Here is a 20,247-nt window from a genome sequence, read left to right on the forward strand (position 1 = left end):
CGGGAGCCGGGCCCGGACGGGCGGGACAGCCAGGGATGTGAGGGGAGCGACGATGACGGACACGGAGACCATCCGGCAGCGGGTGGAGAAGCTGCTCCGGCAGGCGGCGGACCGCGAGGGGACACCGGAGGGGGCGACATTCCGCGACAAGGCCTTCGAGCTCATGGCGCGGTACAGCATCGAGCAGTCCCAGCTGCGGGGCGACACCGGTGCGGACAGTCACCGCGTGGGCGAGTTCACGGTGCATCACCGGGGCTCGTACTCCGACCTGCAGTCGCGGCTGCTCACGCACCTGGCGTCGGTGCTGCACTGCCGGGCCGTGGTCTTCCGCTCCCCCGGGCGGTCGACCGTCGACCGGACGGTGGTCTTCGGTCGTCGCCACTACCTCGACCGGGTGGAGGTCCTGCACACGGCGTTGTCGCTGCACCTCGTGTCCGGTGCGACCGCGGCCGTCACCACCGCCCCCGGCGACGGCGGGCACGCGACCCGGCGGCGGAGGCGGTCGTGGATGCTGGGGTTCATCGCGTCGGTCACGGAGCGGCTGCGGACGGTCGAGGACAGTCACACCGGGGACTTCGCCCGGGACGGTCGGCCGGGGGAGGTCGTCCTTCTCGACGACGCCGCCCTCGCCGACCGGGCGATGCGGGACCGCTTCCCGTTCCTGCGCCGGGACCGGCGGCGCATCGGGGCCCTCGACCCGGACAGTTACCGGGAGGGTGTGGCGGCCGGGGAGCGGACGGACCTCGGGCAGGCCCGCGTCGCGGGGGCGCGGGCGCTGCCCGGACCGGGCGGGGCGGGGTGAACCGGCGGCCACGGGGCGGGGCGCGGGGCGCGGGAGGCGGGGTGCCTGGCCGGGTGAACCGGCGGCCACGGGTCGGGTGAGCGGGCCGGCCACGGGTCGGGCGGGACCCCGTGTCCCGCATCACCTGCCCTGAGTAATGTTTCAGGGGTCACACTGCTTGGAGTCCGTGACGCCCTGACACCGCGGCCCCCGCCGGCCGCGCCCCACGAGAGGAAGACCCACCCGATGCCGAGGACATCGACCGCGGACGGGACCCCCGCCCCGTCCACCGCCCGCACCGTCCGGACGATCATCGCCGCGTCCAGCGGCAACCTCGTCGAATGGTTCGACTTCTACGTCTACGCCTTCTTCAGCGTGTACTTCGCGGAGAAGTTCTTCACCGGCACGGGACAGACCGGGGCGTACCTCCGGACCGCCGCGGTGCTCTTCGTCGGCTTCCTCATGCGCCCGGTCGGCGGGTACATCTTCGGCCGCATCGCCGACCGCCACGGCCGCACACGGTCGATGATCACCGCGATCCTCATCATGTGCACCGGGTCGCTGCTCATGGCGGTCCTGCCCACGGCGGAGACGGTCGGCGCCCTCGCCCCGGTGCTGCTGCTCATCGTGCGGTGCATCCAGGGCATCTCCGTCGGCGGCGAGTACGGGTCGACGGCGACGTACATGTCCGAGGTCGCGACGCCGCAGCGGCGCGGGTTCTACTCCAGCTTCCAGTACGTCACCCTCATCGGCGGGCAGCTGCTGGCCAGTGCCCTCGCGCTCGTCATGACGCGCGTCCTGTCCGAGGAGCAGATCGCGGACGGGTGGTGGCGGCTGCCGTTCGTCATCGGCGCGCTGGCCGCCGTCGTCTCCCTCGTCCTGCGGTCGCACCTGCACGAGACGACGTCCACCGCCGAGCGCGGGGAGGCCGGGGCCGGGACGTTCCGGGAGGTGCTGTCCTACCCGCGGGCGTTCCTCGTGGTCCTGGGGTTCACCGCCGTGGGGTCGCTGACCTTCTACACCTTCACGACGTACATGCAGAAGCACCTCATCAACACCACCGGGTTCAGCAAGGCCGACGTCGCCGGGCTCATGACGGTGTGCCTGCTCATCTTCATGGTCATGCAGCCGGTCATCGGCGCGCTGTCGGACCGGATCGGCCGGAAGACGTCGATGCTCATCTTCAGCGTCGGCATGATCGTCATCCCGCTGCCCGTGTTCGCCCTGCTGGGGACGCACCGGTCCGCGCTGACCGCGGGGATCGTGGTCGTCGTCGCGATGCTCGTGCTGAGCTTCTACACCTCGGTGTCCGGGATCGTGAAGGCCGAGATGTTCCCGGCGCACATCCGCGGGCTCGGCGTCGGGTTCACCTACGCCATCGGCAACTCCATCTTCGGCGGCTCGGCGGAGTACATCGCCCTCGGGCTGAAGGACATCGGGTGGGCCGGGGCGTTCCCCTGGTACGTCGTCGTCATGGCGGCGCTGGGCCTCGTCGCGGTGTACTTCATGCACGACAACCGCGAGCACTCCACGATCGACAACCCCCACGCGAGCAGCTACTCCCGCCGCCGCACCACGCCCCCGCCGCGGGGCTAGGCTCCGCGGTCGCGGGTGCGGCGGGGGCGGGACAGCGTCGTCCCCCCACTGGCGAGGACGACGAGCCCGACGGCGACCCACTGGCGGACGCCGAGCACCTGCCCCAGCATGACCCACCCCGCGAGGGCGGCGACGGCCGGCTCCAGACTCAGCAGGATCCCGAACACCCCCGGCGGCGTGCGCCGCAACGCCGCGAGCTCCAGCGTGTACGGCACCACCGGCCCCAGCAGCGCGGTCCCCGCCGCGAGCAGCACCAGCCCCGGGTCCGTGACGACCACCGCCGCACCCCGGGCCCCGAGCGGCAGGGTGACCAGCGCCCCGACGGCCATCGCGACCGCCAGGCCGCCCGTCCCCGGCACGCGCCGCCCGACGGACGCCGCCGTGAGGATGTAGCAGACCCAGAACCCGCCGGCGCCGAGGGCGAGCAGCAGGCCGACCGCGTCGGCGGCGGCGACGGGCGACCCCGCGCCGCCGGCACCCGCACCCCCGGACACCGCGCCGTCGGCCGCGCCCCCGGCGCCCGTGACCGCGCCCGCGCCGAGCAGGCCGACCCCGACGACGGCCACGACGACCCACACCATGTCCCGGGCGCTGCGCGACCGCACCGCGGCGAGCAGCAGCGGCCCGAGGAACTCCACCGTCACCGCCACCCCCAACGGCACCCGGTCGAGCGAGGCGTAGAACAGCCCGTTCATCCCGCCGAGGGCGACGCCGAGGAGCACGACCGCCCGCCACGCCCGCCGGTCCCACGAGCGGACCCGCGGCCGGGTCGCCGCGAGGAGGACGAGGGCGGCGAGGACGAGCCGGACCGACGTCGTCCCCCACGTCCCGGCGGAGGGGAACAGGTGGGTCGCCGCCGAGGCCCCGAACTGGAGCGAGACGCACGACCCGAGGACGAGGGCCACGCCGCCGACCGAGGCCGACCGCGGGCGCGACGGGGGAAGCGACGCCGGGACGGGGTCGGCGGCGGGACGGCTCCGGGGCCGGGGGGTGACAGCCATGACGACGAGTATGGGAGGCCGACCCCGCCGGAGTCCACCTGTGCAGCCCCGCCCCGCGCAGCCGTGCAGCCCCGCCCCGCGCAGCCGTGCAGCCCCGCCCCGCGCAGCCGGCGGCCCCCGCCCCACGCGCCCGTGCAGCCCCGCCCCGCGCGCACCATTCCCGCGACTCCCGCCCCGCACCCCGGAACAATCACAACAACCTTTTTCAGTAATGTCATCTGTGCTATAACCCCCGTCTCCCCCGCCCGCACTCATGTGACGGGAGAAAACCATTGTGTTGCGGGGGTGACCCCCCGATTCCACTGTGCGGGACACAGCGCGCAATGAGATATTTCGGACCACGGGACACCCCACCACCGGCGGGGTGCGGACGACCCCGCCGGGGCCGTTCACCCGCGCACGGGAACGTACGGAAACACGTACAGAAAACAGCACGTCACCACGTCGTCAACGAGACAACCCAAGGGAATCATGCCTGTCCACCCTCTCGCGGAGCACATCTCCTTCGCCCGGAAACACTCCCCCTTCTACAGGGACCTCTACCGCGAACTCCCCCCGGAGGTGCATTCCCCCGACGAGCTTCCGGTCACGGACACCGTCGCCTTCTGGCACGCGAACACACCGACGGGAAACTCGGTCCTCACCGCACCTCTTAATGATGCTCTCGTATTACGGAGTGGTGGCACGACTGGAGCTCCAAAGTTCTCCTTCTGGACAGCCGCGGAATGGGCGGAGTTCACCGCCGCGTTCGGCCACGGCCTCGCCGCCGCCGGGCTCCCCGCCGGGTCCCGGGTCGCCGACCTCTTCTTCGTCGGCGACCTCTACGCCAGCTTCACCTTCGTCATGGACTCCCTCGCCCGCTGCCCCGTCCAGACCGTCCGCCTGCCCGTCGCCGGCTCCACCCCGCCCGACCACGTCACGGACACGCTCCGGCAGTTCCACGTGGACGTCGTCGCCGGGCTTCCGACGACCCTGCGCACCCTCGCCGAGCACGTCATCGCCACCGGCGAGCCCCTCGACGAGGTGCGCACGATCCTCTTCGGAGGTGAGCCGGTCTTCGGGGACCAGAAGGTCCTTCTCGACGCCGCGTTCCCCCGGGCGGACGTCCGCTCCCTGGGCTACGCCAGTGTCGACGCCGGCCTCCTCGGCACCCCCGTCCCCGGCGACGACCCCCGCGTCCACCGCGTCTGCGCGCCGTACACGGTCACCGAGATCGTCGACGACGTCACCGGCGCCCCCGTCACCGACCCCGGCGTGCCGGGCGACCTCGTCGTCACCGACCTGCGCCGACGGCTCATGCCGGTGCTCCGGTACCCGGTCGGCGACCGGGCGGAGTGGGTCGACGCCTCCCGGACGACGTTCCGCCTGCTCGGGCGCGGCGAGGCGGGCGTGCGCATCGGCCACGTGACCCTGTACCCCGGCGACGTGCGTGACGTCCTCGCCGGCGTCGACACCGACGGTGAGGTCACGGACCACCAGCTCGTCGTCCGCCACCACGACGGCCGGGACGGGCTCATCCTCCGCGCCGCCGTCGCCGACCCGGAGGCGGACCACTCGGCCCTCGCCGGGCGGTTCGTCGCGGCCCTCGACGTCGCCCGGCCGAACCACGCGGAGGCCGTCGCCGCCGGGGACGCCCACCCGGCGCGCGTGGAGTGGGTGCGGCACAGCGGCCTCGCGGTGAACCCGCGCTCCGGCAAGCTCGTGCGGGTCGTCGACGAACGGCCGCTGTCGTGAGCGCCCCCGCGGCCGCCCGCCGCCGGGTGTCCGCCCCGGTCATCGTCCGCAGCCCCGCCTTCGCCGCCGTGTGGGTCGGCCAGGTGCTCACCCAGACCGCGGGCCGCATGGCCCAGGTCGGCGTGGTGTGGTGGCTGGTCAGCGCCGCGTCCGGCGGTCACCCGGGCAGCCGGGCGGGGATCCTGCTCACCGTGGCGACGCTCCCGGCGGTCCTGTTCGTCCACCTCGTCTCCCGGCTCATCGCCCGGGGGCGGCACCGCCGGACGCTCGTGCTGGCGTGTCTCGGCGCGGCGGTCGTCGCGGCGCTCGCGACGGCGGCGTCGGTCGCGGGGACGGTGCCGCTCGTCCTCGCGTGTCTCGTGTGCCTGCTCCTGGCGACGTGTCAGGCCGTGTTCGACCCGTGTGTCACGACGTCCGTCCCCGAACTCGTCGAGGACCGGGACATCGAGGCGGCGACGGGGTTCGAGTTGTCGACGCAGTCCGCCGCGGGGCTCGCCGGGGGTTTCCTCGGCCCGGTGGTCGTCGACGCCGTCGGTGTGACCGGGCTGTTCGCCGCGTGCACCGCCGGGTACCTCGTCGCGGCCGGGGTCGTCTCACTCAGCGGGATCGCCCGGGTGGGCGGGTCCGCCGGTCCGCGGAGCGGGACGTCGTCCCCCGACGGCGCCGGTGTCCCGCAGAGCGCGACGGTCCCGGACCCCGCCGCACCGGAGACCCCCACCCCCGCCCGCGGGCCGTGGGCGGTGCTCGCCGCGATGCCCCGCATCCGCACGATCCTCCTGTGCTTCACCGCGGCGAACCTGTTCACGACGGCCGTCTTCGTCGTCATGCCCCTGTTCGCCCGCACCGTCCTCCACGGCACGGGCGCCACCGCCTCCCTCTTCGAGGCCGCCCTCGGGGCCGGCACGATCCTCGGCGCGGCGACCGGCTCCTCCCTCCGCGGGCGGGCGACGACGACCGGCGGGATCTGCCTCGGCGTCGCCGCGGTCTCCTTCGCCGCGCCCGGGGTCCTGCCGTCCCGGCCCGTGACGGCCGCCGGGCTGCTCGTCGCCGGGTGGTGCATCGGCGCGATCGGGGTGCGTTTCGTCTCCATGTTCCAGCGCACGGTCCCCGCCGCGGACAAGCCGGCGTTCTTCGCGGTCATGCAGGCGCTCGTCAGCGCGACGCTGCCGGTGGCGTCCCTCGTGTTCGGGGCGCTCGGCGACGTCGTGGACGTGCGGGTGCTGTGGGTCGTCCAGGGTGTCGGGCTCGTGCCCGTGGCCGTCGCGCTGTGGGCCGTCGGCCGACGCGGGGAGGTGGCCCGGTGACCGCCCCCGACCTGCGCCGCACCGACGCCGCGCCGACCGTCGTCGCGTCCGGCGTGCCGCCGTGCGCCCCCGCCGCCGGCGCGGCCGGCGCGGCAGCCACGCCCGGCGCAACCGGCCCGGCAGCGGCGGCCGACGTGGCCACCGCGGCCGACGCCCCGGCGCTCGTCCGCCTCTACGACGAGGTCTACGGCGGGCACTACCCGCTGCCCTTCGGCCGCGACGTGGCGACCGTCCGCGCGTACACCGGCGACCCCTCCGTCCACTGGGCCGTGATCAGGGACGACGCCGGCCTCCCCGTCGCCTCGGCGCTCGTGCACACCGACCCGCCCCACCGGACCGGCGTCCTCGCCGGGATCGCGGTGCACCCCGCCCACCGGGGCCGTGGCCTCGCCGACGCGGTGACCGGCGCGGCGTGCGCCGCCGCGGTCGACGCGGGGACCGTCGACTCCCTCTACGCGACCGTGCGGCTGCGCTCCCCCGGCCCCCGGCACGTGGTGCTCAACCAAGGGTTCCGCCCGGCGGGGATCCTGCCCGGCGCGGCGCTCGTCGACGGCCAGGAGGACCTGGGCTACTACGTCCTCCACGCCGCCGGCGCCCGCGCCCGGCGCGTCGACCCGGTGGCGGTGGACCCGCGCCTCACCCCGCTCCACGAGTTCACGCTCGCGTGGACCGGCTGGGGCGCGCCGGGGCCGTACGGCCGGTCCTGCCCCGCCGCCGCGCCGTGCCCCGCGTCGGGCACCGGTGGAGCAGCGTCGGGCACCGGTGGCGCGGGGGTGAGGGCCGGCACCGGTGCAGGAGCCGGCGGCGCATCGGGCACCGGGAGCACGGGAGCCGTCACCACCCCGGACGACGCGCAGGTCACGGACGTGCAGGTCACGACGGACCCCGTGACCGTCGCCCGCGTCGCCGCGGCCGCCGACCGGCCCGTCGGCACGGCGTGGTCGGTGAGCACGACGCTCCACCGCCCCACGGCCGTCGTCACCCCGGCCGGCACCGACCCCACGGACGCGGACGTCCCGGCGCTGCTCGTCGACGTCGACACCCTCTGCCACAGCTGCCGCGTGACGGGCGTGCGCCCCGGGTCCGGCGTCCGCCCCGGGGGCGCCCCCGCGACCCCGCCGGCCCCGCGCCCCCGCCTGGCGGACCTCGTCGCCGCCTACTCGGCGCTGCTGCTGCGCGACGGCGTGCCGTACCTCGACGTCCGCGTGCCGCTCGACGGCACCGTCACCGCCGGCGCGCTGCTCGACTGCGGGTTCCGACCCGTGGCCGTGCACCCCGCCGGGCGGTGGGACGGCACCCGGTTGCACGACGAGGTCATCCTCGCCCGCACCGACGCCCGCGCCACCGCCCCCGACCCGGCGGCCCCGACCGACCGGGCCGACCGGACAGCCCCGGAAACCCCGCCCGACCCGACCACCCCACCCTCCCCCACCGACCGCGACACCCCGGAGGTGACCCGGTGACCCCACCGACCCCCGCCACACCCACGCCGCACCCGGCGGTCCCCTACGACGTCCCCCTCACCGTCCCCGACCCCGGCGCCCTCCCCGACGTCCAGGCCCTCTGCGACATCGACGACCCGTGGACCGCCGGCCCGGACGCGGACGCGCTCTTCACCCGGGCGATGGCGCAGACCGACCGCTGGCACGCCGCGCGCAGCCACTTCTGGGCCGCGGTGCGCGACGGCCACGCCGGCGACGTCGGCGCGCCCACCGCGTCGACCGGCCGCCCGGCCGCCGCCGGCCTCACCGTCCCCGCGCTCCCGGCCGCGTTCCTCAAACGCCACGAGGTCGTGTCGGTCCCGCCGGAGGACGTCGCCCTCGAACTCACGTCCTCCGGCACGAGCGGCCAGAAGTCCCACATGCTCTTCGACCACTGGACCATCGACGTCGCCCAGCGGATGGTCGCGCGGGTCTTCGCGGCGGAGGGCTGGGTGGAGACGGAGCACAGCGTCGACTACCTCCTCTTCAGCTACGAACCGGCCCGCGGGTTCGACGTCGGCACGGCGTTCACCGACAACTACCTGTGCGACTTCGCCCCGGCCCGCCGCGTCACCCACGCCCTGCGCCGCACCGGCGACACCTCCCCGACGCACGAGGTGGACCTGGCCGGCTGCATCGCCGCCGTCGACCGCGCGGCCCGGGACGGGGTCCCGCTGCGCATCCTCGGCTTCCCGTCGTTCCTCGTCGCCATGCTCGACCGGATGCGGGCGACGGGCCACCCGCCGGTGGACCTGCCGGCCGGCTCGCTCGTCTTCACCGGCGGCGGCTGGAAGACCCACGCCGACCGGGAGATCCCCAAGGACGAGTTCCGCCGCCGGGTCCGCGACGGGCTCGGCATCCCGGAGGTGCGCGTCCGGGACAGTTTCGGCTCGGTCGAGCACTGCGTGCCCGTCGTCGAGTGCGACCACCACCGCCTCCACCTCACGGTGTGGGCCCGGGCGGTCGCGCGGGACGTCGCGTCACTGGAGGCGCTGCCCCACGGGGGCCGCGGGTTCCTCCACCTCATGAGCCCGTACATCACCTCCGTCCCCGCGCACAGCGTGCTCATGGGGGACATGGCCTCCGTCCACGCCGGCGCGGAGTGCCCCTGTGAGGTGGGGACGGACTGGTTCACCCTCCACGGCCGCGCGGGGGTGAGCCGGAACCGCAGTTGCGCGGTCGCGGCCGCCGAGATGTTGACGAGCGGGAAGGGAGCACCGGCATGAGCCACCACTGGCAGGGACGGGACGTCACGGAGGAGGAGCTGCCCGGGCTCATCGACGGCCTCGTCGCGGAGGCCGGGCGGGTGACCGCGGAGCCGACGCCCGTGCAGGACATCCTCGCGGCGTGCGGCCGGGTCGCGGCGGACCTCGCCGACCCCGGGTCGGAGCTGCACCGGCGGCTCACCGACGCGGGGGTCGGCGCGGAGGAGGTCCACGACCTCGCCGTCGCGATGACCCCGGACGCGCTGCGGCTGCGCCTCGCCCGGGAGCTCGGCGACCGGGTCGCGCCGGGGACGTTCCGCCGCCCGGACCCGCTGCGCACCGTGTACGAGTGCTGGGCCCCGCTCGGCGTGCTCGTGCACGTCGCGCCGTCGAACGCCCCGGCGGTCGGGGTGCTCAGTGTCGTGGAGGGGCTGCTCACGGGCAACCTCAACGTCCTCAAGGTCGCCGGCGGGGTGCCGTCCCCGGCGCTGACGGTGCTGCCCGCCCTGTGCCGCGCGGACCCGGGTGGTGCGGTCGCCCGGCGGACGGCGGTGCTGGCGGTGCCGTCGTCGCGACGGGACATCCTCGGGCCGTTGTACGCGTGCGCCGACGGCGTCGCCGTGTGGGGCGGCGAGGAGGCGGAGCGGGACATCACCGCCCAGGTCTCCCCGGGGTGCCGGGTCGTGGCCTGGGGTCACCGGTTGTCCTTCGCGTACCTCACGCCGGAGGCCGCCGGGGACGACGCCACGCTCGCCGCCCTCGCCCGGGACATCGACCGGTTCGGTCAGCAGGCGTGTTCGAGCCCCCAGGTCGTCTACCTGGACACCGAGGGTCTCGCCGGGGACGGCACGGGGTCCGGGTCGGGGGACGACGCCGCCCTGCGCGGGTTCCGTGACACGCCGGCGACGGGGGCCGTCGCCGACCTGGCGGACCGCCTGGCCGGGCACCTCGACCGGGTGACCGGCGGGGGCGGGGGCGGCGGCACCCTGACCGCGGGGGCCGGTGCCGGCGCGTCCGGGCCGCTGGCCGGCGAGGCCGGTGCCGGGGCTTCCGGACCGCTGGCCGGCGAGGTCATGACCGGCGACGACATCAGCGAACCCGAGCAGGCGGAGATCACGACCGCCGTGGAGGTCGCCCGCTTCGAGGCGTGCCTCGGCCTCACCGAGGTGACGACCGCCCCGGACGGCCGGTGGCGGGTCATCGCGGACCGCCGGCCGGTGCTCGCCGCCTCGCCGCTGCACCGGACGGTGTCCGTGCGCCCGCTCCCCCGCAGCCGGGTCACCGAGGTGCTGCGCCCGATGCGCCGCTACCTCCAGACCGTCGGGATCGCCGGCTCCCCCGCCGACGTCGCCACCCTGTCCCGGCTGGTCATCGCCGCGGGGGCGGACCGGGTCACCCCGGTGGGCGGGATGACGGACGGCTACCCCGCCGAACCGCACGACGGTCTCTACCCGCTCCAGCGGTTCTCCCGCCGGGTGTCGGTGCGCCGGGACGAGCCGGCGTTCGGTGCCGTTCCGGTGTTGGACGACGTCGTCCCCCGGCCCCCGGACCCCGCGCGGACCGGGCCGTCGGCACCGGCTGCACCGACCGCGACCCCGCTGCTCACGAAGGAGGCCGTCCAGGCGGGCCTGCCCGACGTACCCGACGCCGCGGCCCGGCTGTACGTCCGCACCGGCGGCAGCTCCGGGGCGCCGGCGCTGTCCCTGTACACGTACCCGGACTACACCGACCAGATGCGCGCGGTGGCGGACGGCCTGCTCGCCGCCGGGTTCGACCCCGCCCGCCGGCGCGTGGCGAACCTCTTCTTCGGCGGGTCGATGTACGGCGGCTTCCTCAGCTTCTTCACCGTCCTCGAGCAGCTCAACGCCGTGCAACTGCCCGTCGCCGCGACCCCGGACTACGCCGCCGCCGCCGACGCGGTCATCCGCCACGGGGCGGACACCCTGTTCGGGATGCCGTCGTACCTCTGGCAGCTGCTCCACGCCCGGCGGGACGAGTTCCGCCGGTACGGCCGGCTCCGCGCCCTGTACTACGGCGGCGAGCACCTCACCGCGTCCCAGCGCCGCGTGCTCCGCGAGGACTTCGGCATCACGGAGATCCGGTCCGCCACGTACGGCAGCACGGACCTCGGGCCGCTCGGCTACCAGTGCCGCGCGTGCGAGGGGTCGGAGCACCACATCCACGCCTCGCTCGTCGACGTCGAGGTCGTGGACGTCGCGGCGGACCGCCCGGTGCCGACGGGCGAGGTCGGACGCCTGGTCTTCACCTCGCGGCTGCGGCAGGGGCAGCGCCTCGAGCGGTACCTCATCGGCGACCTCGGGCGGATCCTGCCCGGTCCGTGCGCGTGCGGCAGCACCGTCCCCCGGATCGAGCTGCTCGGCCGGCACGGGGACGTCGTGCGCGTCGGGGCGTGCAGCTTCCACCACGGCAACGCCGCCGCGGTGCTCGAGGAGCGGCTGGGCTACAGCGGGGAGATGCAGTTCATCGTCACCTCCGGCGCGGAACGGGAGACGCTCACGGTGGTTCTCGACGAACGCTACTGCGACAATCCCGGGGACGCCCGCCGCGTGCTGGACGAGGACGTGTGGGAACTCGCCGAGGCGCAGGAGGACGGGATGCTCACGCTGGACGTCGTGGCCGTCGACGCGGCGACGATGGTGCGCACGCCGACCAGCGGGAAGCTGCGGAAGGTCGTCGACCGGCGCTGACGGGGCGGGGTGGGGGCCGGGCGCGGGGGGGGCGGCGGCCGAACAAGCGCGGGCGCGGGCGCCCTTCCCCGGACAGCCAGGTCAGAGCGCGGCCGGGGGCCTGGGCGCGGCGGCGCCCCACTCCCCTACGGTCAGGTCAGAGCGCGGCGGAGACGCTGTAGCCGTTGTTCGCCGCGGCCTTCATCACGTGGTCGAACGCACCGTTGTCGGCGCTCGTGTCGTAGTCCCACGGCAGGACGATGTGGAGGTGGTGGTTCTCCTCGTCGAAGGTCAAGGTCATGAGCGTGTGGCCCGCCTTCTGCTCCTCGAGGGCGAGGACCCGCTTGACCGCGTTCTGGCCGGAGGCGATGAGCGGGCGCGTGCCGGTCGTCGGCGTGGAGGCGGTACCCGTCGTCGTGTCCGTCGTCGGCGTGGACGTGGTGGCGTGGCCGCCACAGTTCGCGGCGGGGTCGGCGTCCCCGCCCGTGTGGGCGCAGTTCGCGGCGGCCGGCGCGGAGGTGGTGGACGTCGAGGTCGTGGCGGCGGTGCCGGCCCCCGCGGCGGCCGGGAGGGCGACCGGGGTGAGCTCCTCACCCGTGGACGGGTCGTGGGCGACCGGCGCGTGCGGGATGAGCTCCGGGCGGTCGATGCCGAGGATCCCCCGGAGGTCCGCGACGATGCCGGAGAGCGCGTCGGACGACTGCGGGGCGGAGGACTGCGGGGCGGACGAGGCGGCGCCGGCGATGCCGGCACCGGCACCCAGGGTGACGGTGGCGAGGGCGGCCGCGGCAGCGAATCGACGGATCATCATGGGAAATTCCCTTCTCGAGCGGACCCGGTCATGCCGGGTCGCGCGTCAGTCAGTGGTTCACTTGTGCTCCCCTGTATCTACCACCGAATGATCCGTTATTCCGCATCGGAACAATGCCATTCCCCCGCGACCATTCTTCATGATTATTCCGTCCCGCCACGATCCGGCGTGACCTCGACAGACCGCCATTCCGTCACGTCGATGTATCACGGGTGGCGCGTCGTCGTGAACCACGACGGGACTCCCCCACCACCGAAACTCCGTGCACCACCCTGTTCCACGACGGGACTCCCCTACAGCAGAAACTCCGTGCACCGCCACGTTCCACAACGCGCATCCCCCGCAGCAGAAACTCCGTGCACCACCGGAATCACCGGAGCGGGGCACGCGAAAAGCCCGGGCACATCGTGCCCGGGCCGGCGGAACATCCCACCGGACCCGCGGGGACATCCCCGGCGCGGCCCGACGGTGACCGGTCAGCGGTCGGCGGTGACCGAGAAACCGTTGATCTGGAGCGCCTTGGTGACGTTGACGAGCGCGTCGTTGTCCTTCTGGAGGTCGTACTCCGGCGCGAAGGAGATGTGCGCGCGGTTGCCGTCGATGAACTGGATGTCCATGAGCTTGTGGCCGGCCTTCTGCTCCTCGAGGGCGAGGACGCGCTTCACGGCGTTCTGGCCGGTGGGCAGCAGCGTCGGGCGGGCGGGAGCGGCCTTCTCGCCGAGGTCGAGCTGCGGGCGGTCGACGCCGAGGAGACCCTGCAGGTCCGCGACGATGCCGGAGAGCGCGTCGGAGGACTGCGGGGCGGAGGACTGCGCGGGGGCGTCGCCCTCGAGCTGCGGACGGTCGGCGCCGAGGATGCCCTGCAGGTCCGCGACGATGCCCGTGGCGGCGTCGGAGGAGGACTCGGGGGTGGCGGTCGCGGCACCGGCGACACCGGCACCCGCACCGACGGTGACGGTCGCGAGGGCGGCCGCGGCGGCGAAACGACGGATCATCATGGGGGATTCCCTTCTCTTCCCGCCTCGACGGGGTCACCCCGGGCGGAACGTGTGTGTCAGAAGCTGACTATTACACAACAGGGTGTACCACTCTTCCTGAGATTATCCTTCATAAGACGACAAAAGTCCCGGGCGCGCTCCCCCCGAAATAGACTTTCGTCTCCACCCGCGTGGCGGGAAGTGACCGGCGCGATCGCGGGGGCGCGACGGGTGCGGGGTGGTGGACAGCGTCGTCACCCCGGCGCGTCCTGCGCACCTTCCCCGCGTATCCCCGCCGCATCCGCCGTCCCCCGCGGCCTCTCACGCGCCCCCGCAGCATCCACAGTCCCCCGCGGCCGCACGGTTGTTACCGTGGCCCCATGTCTGCGAACTCCCGTTCCCCCCGAGGTCACTCCCACCGGCCCGGTCGGCCCCACCAGCGCCCCGGCGGGCCGGACCGCCGCGGGCAGGCCGAGGCGCACGGCCGGCGCGCCGCACGGCAGGGGTCACCCGGGGCCGACGGCGCGTTGGCCGACATCCTGCTCGGCATGGACGGTGCCGGCTACGGCGCCTACAAGTCTCTCCGCGGCGTCCACGATCTCCCGCTGACCGGCGCACCCGGCCCGGACTCCGCCCACCCGGACTCCACCGCAGAGGGCTCCACCGGCCCGCACCCCACCACACAGGACACCACCCACCCGGACACAACCGGCCAAGGCCCCACCCACCCGCACCCCACCGCGCCGCTGACCCTGTCGGTGGACACGGTCCAGTCGGACCCGTTCGCCCCGCCGTCGCTGATCCAGGTCTCCGTGCCCTTCGCCGCGACGGGCATCGACCCGGCGCTCACCCACGACGTCGGGATCACAGCCGTGACAGATCACCTCGCCCGTCGTGTGGCACATGCGGTTCGACGCCACTCTCCGCGCGGGGGCAAGTCCGCCGGGGCCCTCACAGTCGACGCCCTCGGCCAGGAGGTGCTCGACCGCGCGACCGTCGTACTCGACCGGCCCGCCACCGGTGACGCTCCCGGTACCGCCGCCGACGACGCCCACCCCGCCCCGGTCGCCGTCCGGGTCCGCCTCGAGGCCGCTCTGCCCGCCCACGGCCGCCGCATCGCGGGCCGCGCCGCCGCCGCGCTGCTCACCGGCGCACTCCCGGCCGTGATCGAGGATGCCCTGCTCACGATGGACGCCGCCGCCCACGCCGACCTCGCGGCCGCCGTCGCGCTGCACCGCGACCAGGCGGCGCTCCGTTCGGCGCTCGCCGAGGAGGGGCTCGTCGGCTTCGTCGCCGACGGCTCGATCCTCCCCCGCGCCGCGGGCGACAGCCCCCTCCCCCTCGCCGACGCCCTCCCCTTTACCTCGCCCGAGTCCCTGCGCCGCCGGTTCACGCTCCCGTCGGGCCGGGAGATCACGGGCATGGGCGTGCCGCAGGGTGTGACACTCATCGTCGGCGGCGGCTATCACGGCAAGTCCACTCTGCTGACGGCCCTCGAGCACGGCGTCTACGACCACGTCGCCGGCGACGGCCGCGAGTTCGCGCTCACCGTCCCCGACGCCACCTCCCTGCGCGCCGAGGACGGCCGCGCCGTCACCGCCGTCGACGTCTCCCCGTTCATCCGCGACCTGCCCACCGGCGCGGACACCACCCGCTTCACCACGACGAACGCGTCCGGGTCGACGTCCCAGGCCGCCGCCGTCATGGAGGCCCTCGAGGCCGGCGCGACGGCGCTGCTCATCGACGAGGACACCTCCGCGACGAACGTCATGATCCGCGACCCGCGGATGCGCGACCTCGTGCCGACCACGAAGGAGCCGATCACCCCGCTCGTCGACCGCGTGCGCGGCCTGTGGGAGGACCACGGCGTCTCGACGGTGCTGGTCGCCGGCGGGTCCGGGGCGTTCATCGACGTCGCGGACACCGTCATCATGCTCGACGCGTACCGCCCCTCGGACATCACCGACCGCGCCCGTGCCCTGGCGCAGCCGGTGGAGGCGCTGGCGCCGGTCGCGCTGCCGACGCCGCGTGTCCCGGCGCGCGGTGGCCTCGACGCCGGCGGGCGCGGCGCGGACGGGCAGCGGTCCGGCAGGCGCGGCGCGGACGGGCAGCGGTCCGGTGGGCGCGGCGCGGGCGGGCAGCACTCCGGCGGGCACCGTGGCCGGCCGCCGAAGCCCCCGCAGGCGAAGGGGCTGCGCACGATCCGCCACGGCGACGAGTTCATCGACCTCGCGGCGGTGTCCCAGCTGGTCGACGCGTCGCAGACCCGCGCCGTCGCCGCCGTCCTCGCGGAGCTCGCCCGCGCCGCCGACGGCCGCACGCCCCTGCGGGACCTGGTCACGGAGGTCCTCGACAGGGCCGCGCGGGAGGGGGTCGACGCCCTCTCCCCCTACGGTGGCCGCGGCGACGGCACCGGGCGCCCGTCCCATCCGGGCAGGCTGGCGGTCCCGCGGGTGCACGAGGTCATGGCCGCGGTGAACCGCTACCGCCTGCTCCGCATGGCCTGACGCCCCCGCCCCGCTCACGCTGCCCCACGGCGTGGCTAAGTTTTTTGCACGAATCAGGCCCAAAACGTGCAAAGACCTTAGCCACTGCCCGACCACCCGGCCGCCTCAGCCGCTCCCCGCGCGTCCGGCAACGTCCCTCCACTCACGCCGCCCGGCCACACCGACCGCTCACACCACCACGCCGCGTCAACCGCTCACAGCCCCGGCGTGGCTAAGTTTTTTGCACAAATCAGGCCCAAAACGTGCAAAAACCTTAGCCACTCCCGGCCGCTCGGCCACGGGACGCCCCAAGCCGCCCAGCCACGCCGGCCTCTCACACCCCCGGCCACCCGGCCACGCCGGCCTCTCACACACCGGCGTGGCTAAGTTTTTTGCACGAATCAGGCCCAAAACGTGCAAAAACCTTAGCCACTCCCGGCCGCTCGGCCACGGGACGCCCCAAGCCGCCCAGCCACGCCGGCCTCTCACACCCCCGGCCACCCGGGCACGCCGGCCGCTCACACCACCACGCCGCGTCAACCGCTCACACCCCCGGCGTGGCTAAGCTTTTTGCACGAATCAGGCCGAAAACGTGCAAAAACCTTAGCCACACCGCCGGACCGGCGACCGGAGGGGCCTCCGCGCCGGCCACCCCACCGACCGCCCGGCCGCCCAGCCACACCGCCCCTCCTACCGCACGTCCCCGCCCTCGCCGAGCGTCACGGCCTCCGGGGTGAGCTCACCGACCGAGTGCACGCCCATGAGCTGCATGGTCCGCGTCATGGACTCCTCGAAGAGGTCCAGGACCTTGTCCACGCCCCGCCGCCCACCGGCCATGAGCCCGTACAGGTACGCCCGCCCGATGAGGCAGAAGTCCGCGCCCTGTGACACGGCGGCGATGACGTCCGCGCCGTCCATGATCCCCGTGTCCACGCCGATGGTGACGTCCGGGCCGACGGCCTCGCGCACCGCCGGCAGCAGGTGCAGTGGCACGGGCGCGCGGTCGAGCTGGCGGCCGCCGTGGTTGGACAGGATGACGCCGTCGACCCCGTGCTCGAGCACGCGCTGCGTGTCCTCGACGGACTGCAGGCCCTTGCACACGAGGTTCCCCGGCCATTCCTTCCGCAGCCAATCGAGGTCGTCGAAGGTGAGGGTCGGGTCGAACATCGTGTTGATGAGCTCGGCGACGGGCCCGCTGTGCCGGGACAGGGACGCGAAGCTGAGTTGCTCGCGGGTGAGGAAGTTGAACCACCACGCCGGCCGGTACGCCGCGTCGACCACGGTCTTGAGCGTGAGCTGCGGCGGGATGCTCATGCCGTTGCGCACGTCGCGGAGCCGCGCGCCGGCGACGGCCGTGTCCACGGTCACCATGAGCGTGCGGTACCCGGCTTCCCAGGCGCGGTGGATGAGCGCCATCGACGCGTCGCGGTCCTTCCACAGGTAGAGCTGGAACCAGTTGTCGCCGTCGGGGGCGTTGCGCGCGACGTCCTCGACCGACGCCGTGCCCATCGTGGACAGGCCGAAGCCGATGCCCCGGTCCGCCGCGGCGGCGGAGCCCGCGTACTCGCCTTCGGAGTGCATGAAGCGCGTGAATCCGGTGGGGGCGATCATGAACGGCATTGTCCAGTGGCGGCCGAAGATCTCGGTGCCGAGGTCCACGTCGGTGACGTCGCGGAGGACCCGGGGGTGGAGGACGACGTCACGGTACGCGGCGCGGGCCCGGGCGATGGAGATCTCCTCCTCGGCGGCCCCGTCGACGTAGTCGAACGCCGGCGTGGGGGTCCGCCGCTTCGCGATCCGCCGCAGGTCCCACACGTCCGCGGCGGTGGCCAGCCGGCGTTCGGTGACGTCGAGCGTGGGGCGGCGGAAGTGCATGAGCGGTGCGAACTCGCGCGGGTCCGGCTGCCGTCGGCGGAGGGCCGGCGGCGTGGGTCGGGGGGTTCGACGCCGCCCTGGCCGGGTGCCGCGATCACTGCCGTGGTCGCTGCCGGGCGTGGTTCGGCGCCGGTCGGTGTGGCGTTCTGAGTGGTTGTCGGCGTGGCTCCCGGCGCGGCTCTCTGCCTGGCTGTCTCTGCGGCTGTCGGCGTGATTCTCTGCGTGGCTCCCTGCGTGACTGTCCGCACTGTCCGCGCGACTGGCGCTCTCGCTGTCGGCGTGATTCCCTGCGTGGCTCCCTGCCTGGCTGTCCGCGCGGCTGACTCTCTCGCTGTCGGCGTGATTCTCTGCGTGGCTCCCTGCGTGCCTGTCGGGCATGCGGCGTCCTCCTCCGGTCGGGTCCGCCCCGACTGGGCGGACGGTCCTCGTTCCCCCACTACCCGGGACGTTACCCTCCCCTCAGTACGAGGCGCCGTCCAGCGGCATCCGGGGGGGACCCGCCCGACTGCCCGGCGACAACCGGGGGGACCCGCCCGACCGTCCAGCGACATCCGGGGGGGGGACCCGCCCGACCGTCCAGCGACATCCGGGGGGACCCGCCCGGCCCGCCCCGGGCGTCGGGCTACTTCTCCCAGCCGATGTTCTCCTTCGCCACCGAGGCGAAGGCGGCGGGGCCGATGTTCGCCAGGCCGGGCTTCACGGCGGACATCGCCGGGCCGTTGGCCCAGGGCATGATCCCGTACGTGGACAGCCCCTCCTTCTCCAGCTCGTGGGACTTCTCGATCTGCTCCTTCGCGGTCGGGAGCTTCTGCAGTTCGGCGATCTTCCGGTCCAGCTCCGGCGTGCCGGTGCCGGAGTTGTTGAGCGTGGAGTCGGACGCGTAGACCTGGCCGAAGTACGCCACGCCGTCGGGCGACCCGGAGTTGAAGGCGGAGGCGAAGACGTCGAAGTCCTTCGTCTCGAGGATCTTCGCGAAGTCGGAGGACGGGCGGGACTGGACCTGGAGGTCCACGCCGATGTCCTTCAGCATCTTCTGCAGCGCCGTGGCCAGGGCCTTCGACCCCTGGTCGTCACCGACGAGCACGTACTTCAGGCTGAGCTTCTGCCCGTCCTTCTCCCGGACACCGTCGCCGCCGACGGTCCACCCGGCGTCGTCGAGGATCTTCCTCGCCTCGTCCGGGTTGAAGGAGACGAGGTCACCGAAGATGTCCTTGTACCCGTCCTGGAACTGGAACATCACGAAGGACCCGGGCAGCTTCTCCGTGTAGTCGAGGCCGTTGAACTGGATGGCCGCCATCTGGGAGCGGTCGATGCCCGTCATGATGCCCTTCCGGACCTGGACGTCCTTGAGCAGCGGGGCCTTGGAGTTGAGGGTGAGCAGCACGTTCGCCGTGCGCATCGAGGTGCGGATCTCCACCTTGTCGCCCATCTGCCGGGCGGCGGCGAGGCGTTCCTTGTCGGCGACGCCGGTGGCGTCGATCTCCCCGGCCTTGAACGCGTTGAGGCTCGCCTGGGACTCCATCTGCCGGAAGGTCACGGTGTCGAGCCGGCCCTTCGGACCCCACCACTTCTCGTTGGGCACGAACGTCACGGTGCCGCCCTGGAAGTCGGCGGTGCCGACCTTGTACGGGCCGGCCCCCCACTGGTCGGGCAGCTTCGACAGGAAGCCCTTGTTGAACACCTCCGGGTCGCGGAGCGCGGGGTGGAGGACGCTGGAGAACTGGTTGAACCACCAGGGGAACTCACGGTTGTACGTGACGACGACCTGCTTGTCGTTCTCGCCGCGCACGACGGACTCGATCGCCTCGAACCCGTCGGTCGCCGAGACGATGTAGTCGGGGTTCGACCCGTTCAGGGCCTTCCACGTGGTCTCGAAGGCCCGCCAGTCGATCGGTGTGCCGTCGTTGAACGCGGCCTCCGGTCGGATGTCGTACGTCACGACGGTCTTGCCGTCCTTGACCTCGTCCTTCATGCCGGTGAGGTAGTCCGGGTTGGCCCGGACCGTGCCCTTGCCGTCCATGAGCGTGACCTGGGGCAGGTACCACCCGGCGAGGGTCGAGGTGTAGCCGGTGGCGTCCCCGTGGTCCGGGTTCTGCTGCTCGGCGATCTCATTGATCGCCAGGGTGAGGGTGCCGCCCTGCCGGACGTCCTCCCAGGCCTTCTCGTTGTAGTCGCCGTCGAACTTGATCTGGACGGGCGCTGCGCCGGACCCCCCGGAGGAGTCGCTCCCGCACGAGGCGAGGGTCAGTGCGAGGACGGAGACCGCGGCGGCGACGCCGGCCCGCATCGTTGTCTTTGTCATGGGATGG

13 protein-coding genes are annotated in these 20,247 nt (G+C 73.9%); 8 read left to right on the forward strand and 5 right to left on the reverse strand.

Features of this window, described 5'->3' with window-relative positions; genetic code table 11:
• Nucleotides 1–52 precede the first annotated feature (52 nt).
• Entirely contained in the window at nt 53–802 is a 750-nt protein-coding gene (locus CBOVI_RS07340; protein ID WP_010274818.1) for a DUF2786 domain-containing protein, read from the forward strand.
• Nucleotides 803–1,027: 225 nt separating this feature from the next.
• Nucleotides 1,028–2,377 (forward strand): MFS transporter, encoded by a 1,350-nt coding sequence (locus CBOVI_RS07345; protein ID WP_010272966.1) that lies wholly within the window; start codon nt 1,028–1,030, stop codon nt 2,375–2,377.
• Here CBOVI_RS07345 and CBOVI_RS07350 read toward each other — a convergent pair.
• Entirely contained in the window at nt 2,374–3,378 is a 1,005-nt protein-coding gene (locus CBOVI_RS07350) for an EamA family transporter (protein ID WP_125187283.1), read from the reverse strand. The two genes, CBOVI_RS07345 and CBOVI_RS07350, sit on opposite strands and share 4 nt — an antisense overlap.
• A 471-nt stretch (nt 3,379–3,849) precedes the next feature.
• On the opposite strand from CBOVI_RS07350, the gene CBOVI_RS07355 reads away from it, so the two are divergent.
• Genes CBOVI_RS07355 through CBOVI_RS07375 form a run of 5 tightly spaced genes read left to right on the forward strand, consistent with a single transcriptional unit; the run spans nt 3,850 to nt 11,810 of the window.
• A complete protein-coding gene (locus tag CBOVI_RS07355; protein WP_010274877.1) occupies nt 3,850–5,112 on the forward strand; it encodes a phenylacetate--CoA ligase family protein in 1,263 nt (420 codons plus the stop codon).
• Nucleotides 5,109–6,416 carry an MFS transporter gene (locus CBOVI_RS07360; RefSeq protein ID WP_232625915.1) on the forward strand — a complete coding sequence of 436 codons (1,308 nt, stop codon included), beginning with the start codon at nt 5,109–5,111 and terminating at the stop codon, nt 6,414–6,416. Before CBOVI_RS07355 ends, CBOVI_RS07360 begins: the two co-directional genes overlap by 4 nt.
• Entirely contained in the window at nt 6,413–7,879 is a 1,467-nt protein-coding gene (locus tag CBOVI_RS07365; protein ID WP_183273609.1) for a GNAT family N-acetyltransferase, read from the forward strand. The genes CBOVI_RS07360 and CBOVI_RS07365 overlap by 4 nt, the downstream gene beginning before the upstream one ends.
• Nucleotides 7,876–9,123 (forward strand): LuxE/PaaK family acyltransferase, encoded by a 1,248-nt coding sequence (locus CBOVI_RS07370; RefSeq protein WP_010275160.1) that lies wholly within the window; start codon nt 7,876–7,878, stop codon nt 9,121–9,123. Before CBOVI_RS07365 ends, CBOVI_RS07370 begins: the two co-directional genes overlap by 4 nt.
• Nucleotides 9,120–11,810, forward strand: coding sequence for an acyl-CoA reductase (locus tag CBOVI_RS07375; protein ID WP_183273608.1), 2,691 nt, complete (start codon nt 9,120–9,122; stop codon nt 11,808–11,810). Before CBOVI_RS07370 ends, CBOVI_RS07375 begins: the two co-directional genes overlap by 4 nt.
• Nucleotides 11,811–11,946: 136 nt before the next feature.
• Here the strand turns inward: CBOVI_RS07375 and CBOVI_RS07380 are convergent, their stop codons facing one another.
• On the reverse strand, nt 11,947–12,600 hold the full coding sequence (locus tag CBOVI_RS07380; protein WP_010267221.1) for a hypothetical protein: 654 nt from the start codon (nt 12,598–12,600) through the stop codon (nt 11,947–11,949).
• 476 nt (nt 12,601–13,076) lie between these two features.
• Entirely contained in the window at nt 13,077–13,598 is a 522-nt protein-coding gene (locus CBOVI_RS07385) for a hypothetical protein (protein WP_010267223.1), read from the reverse strand.
• A gap of 359 nt (nt 13,599–13,957) precedes the next feature.
• On the opposite strand from CBOVI_RS07385, the gene CBOVI_RS07390 reads away from it, so the two are divergent.
• A complete protein-coding gene (locus CBOVI_RS07390) occupies nt 13,958–16,084 on the forward strand; it encodes a P-loop domain-containing protein (RefSeq protein WP_232625916.1) in 2,127 nt (708 codons plus the stop codon).
• A 669-nt stretch (nt 16,085–16,753) separates the two neighbouring features.
• On the opposite strand, the gene CBOVI_RS07395 is transcribed toward CBOVI_RS07390, so the two are convergent.
• Both CBOVI_RS07395 and CBOVI_RS07400 read right to left on the reverse strand, forming a co-directional pair.
• Nucleotides 16,754–17,938 carry an alpha-hydroxy acid oxidase gene (locus tag CBOVI_RS07395; protein WP_010275318.1) on the reverse strand — a complete coding sequence of 395 codons (1,185 nt, stop codon included), beginning with the start codon at nt 17,936–17,938 and terminating at the stop codon, nt 16,754–16,756.
• Between the two features lie 622 nt (nt 17,939–18,560).
• On the reverse strand, nt 18,561–20,240 hold the full coding sequence (locus tag CBOVI_RS07400) for an ABC transporter family substrate-binding protein (protein ID WP_029158097.1): 1,680 nt from the start codon (nt 20,238–20,240) through the stop codon (nt 18,561–18,563).
• Nucleotides 20,241–20,247: the final 7 nt, after the last annotated feature.

It is taken from the genome of Corynebacterium bovis DSM 20582 = CIP 54.80, assembly GCF_030408615.1.
GTDB classification, from domain to species: Bacteria; Actinomycetota; Actinomycetes; order Mycobacteriales; family Mycobacteriaceae; genus Corynebacterium; species Corynebacterium bovis.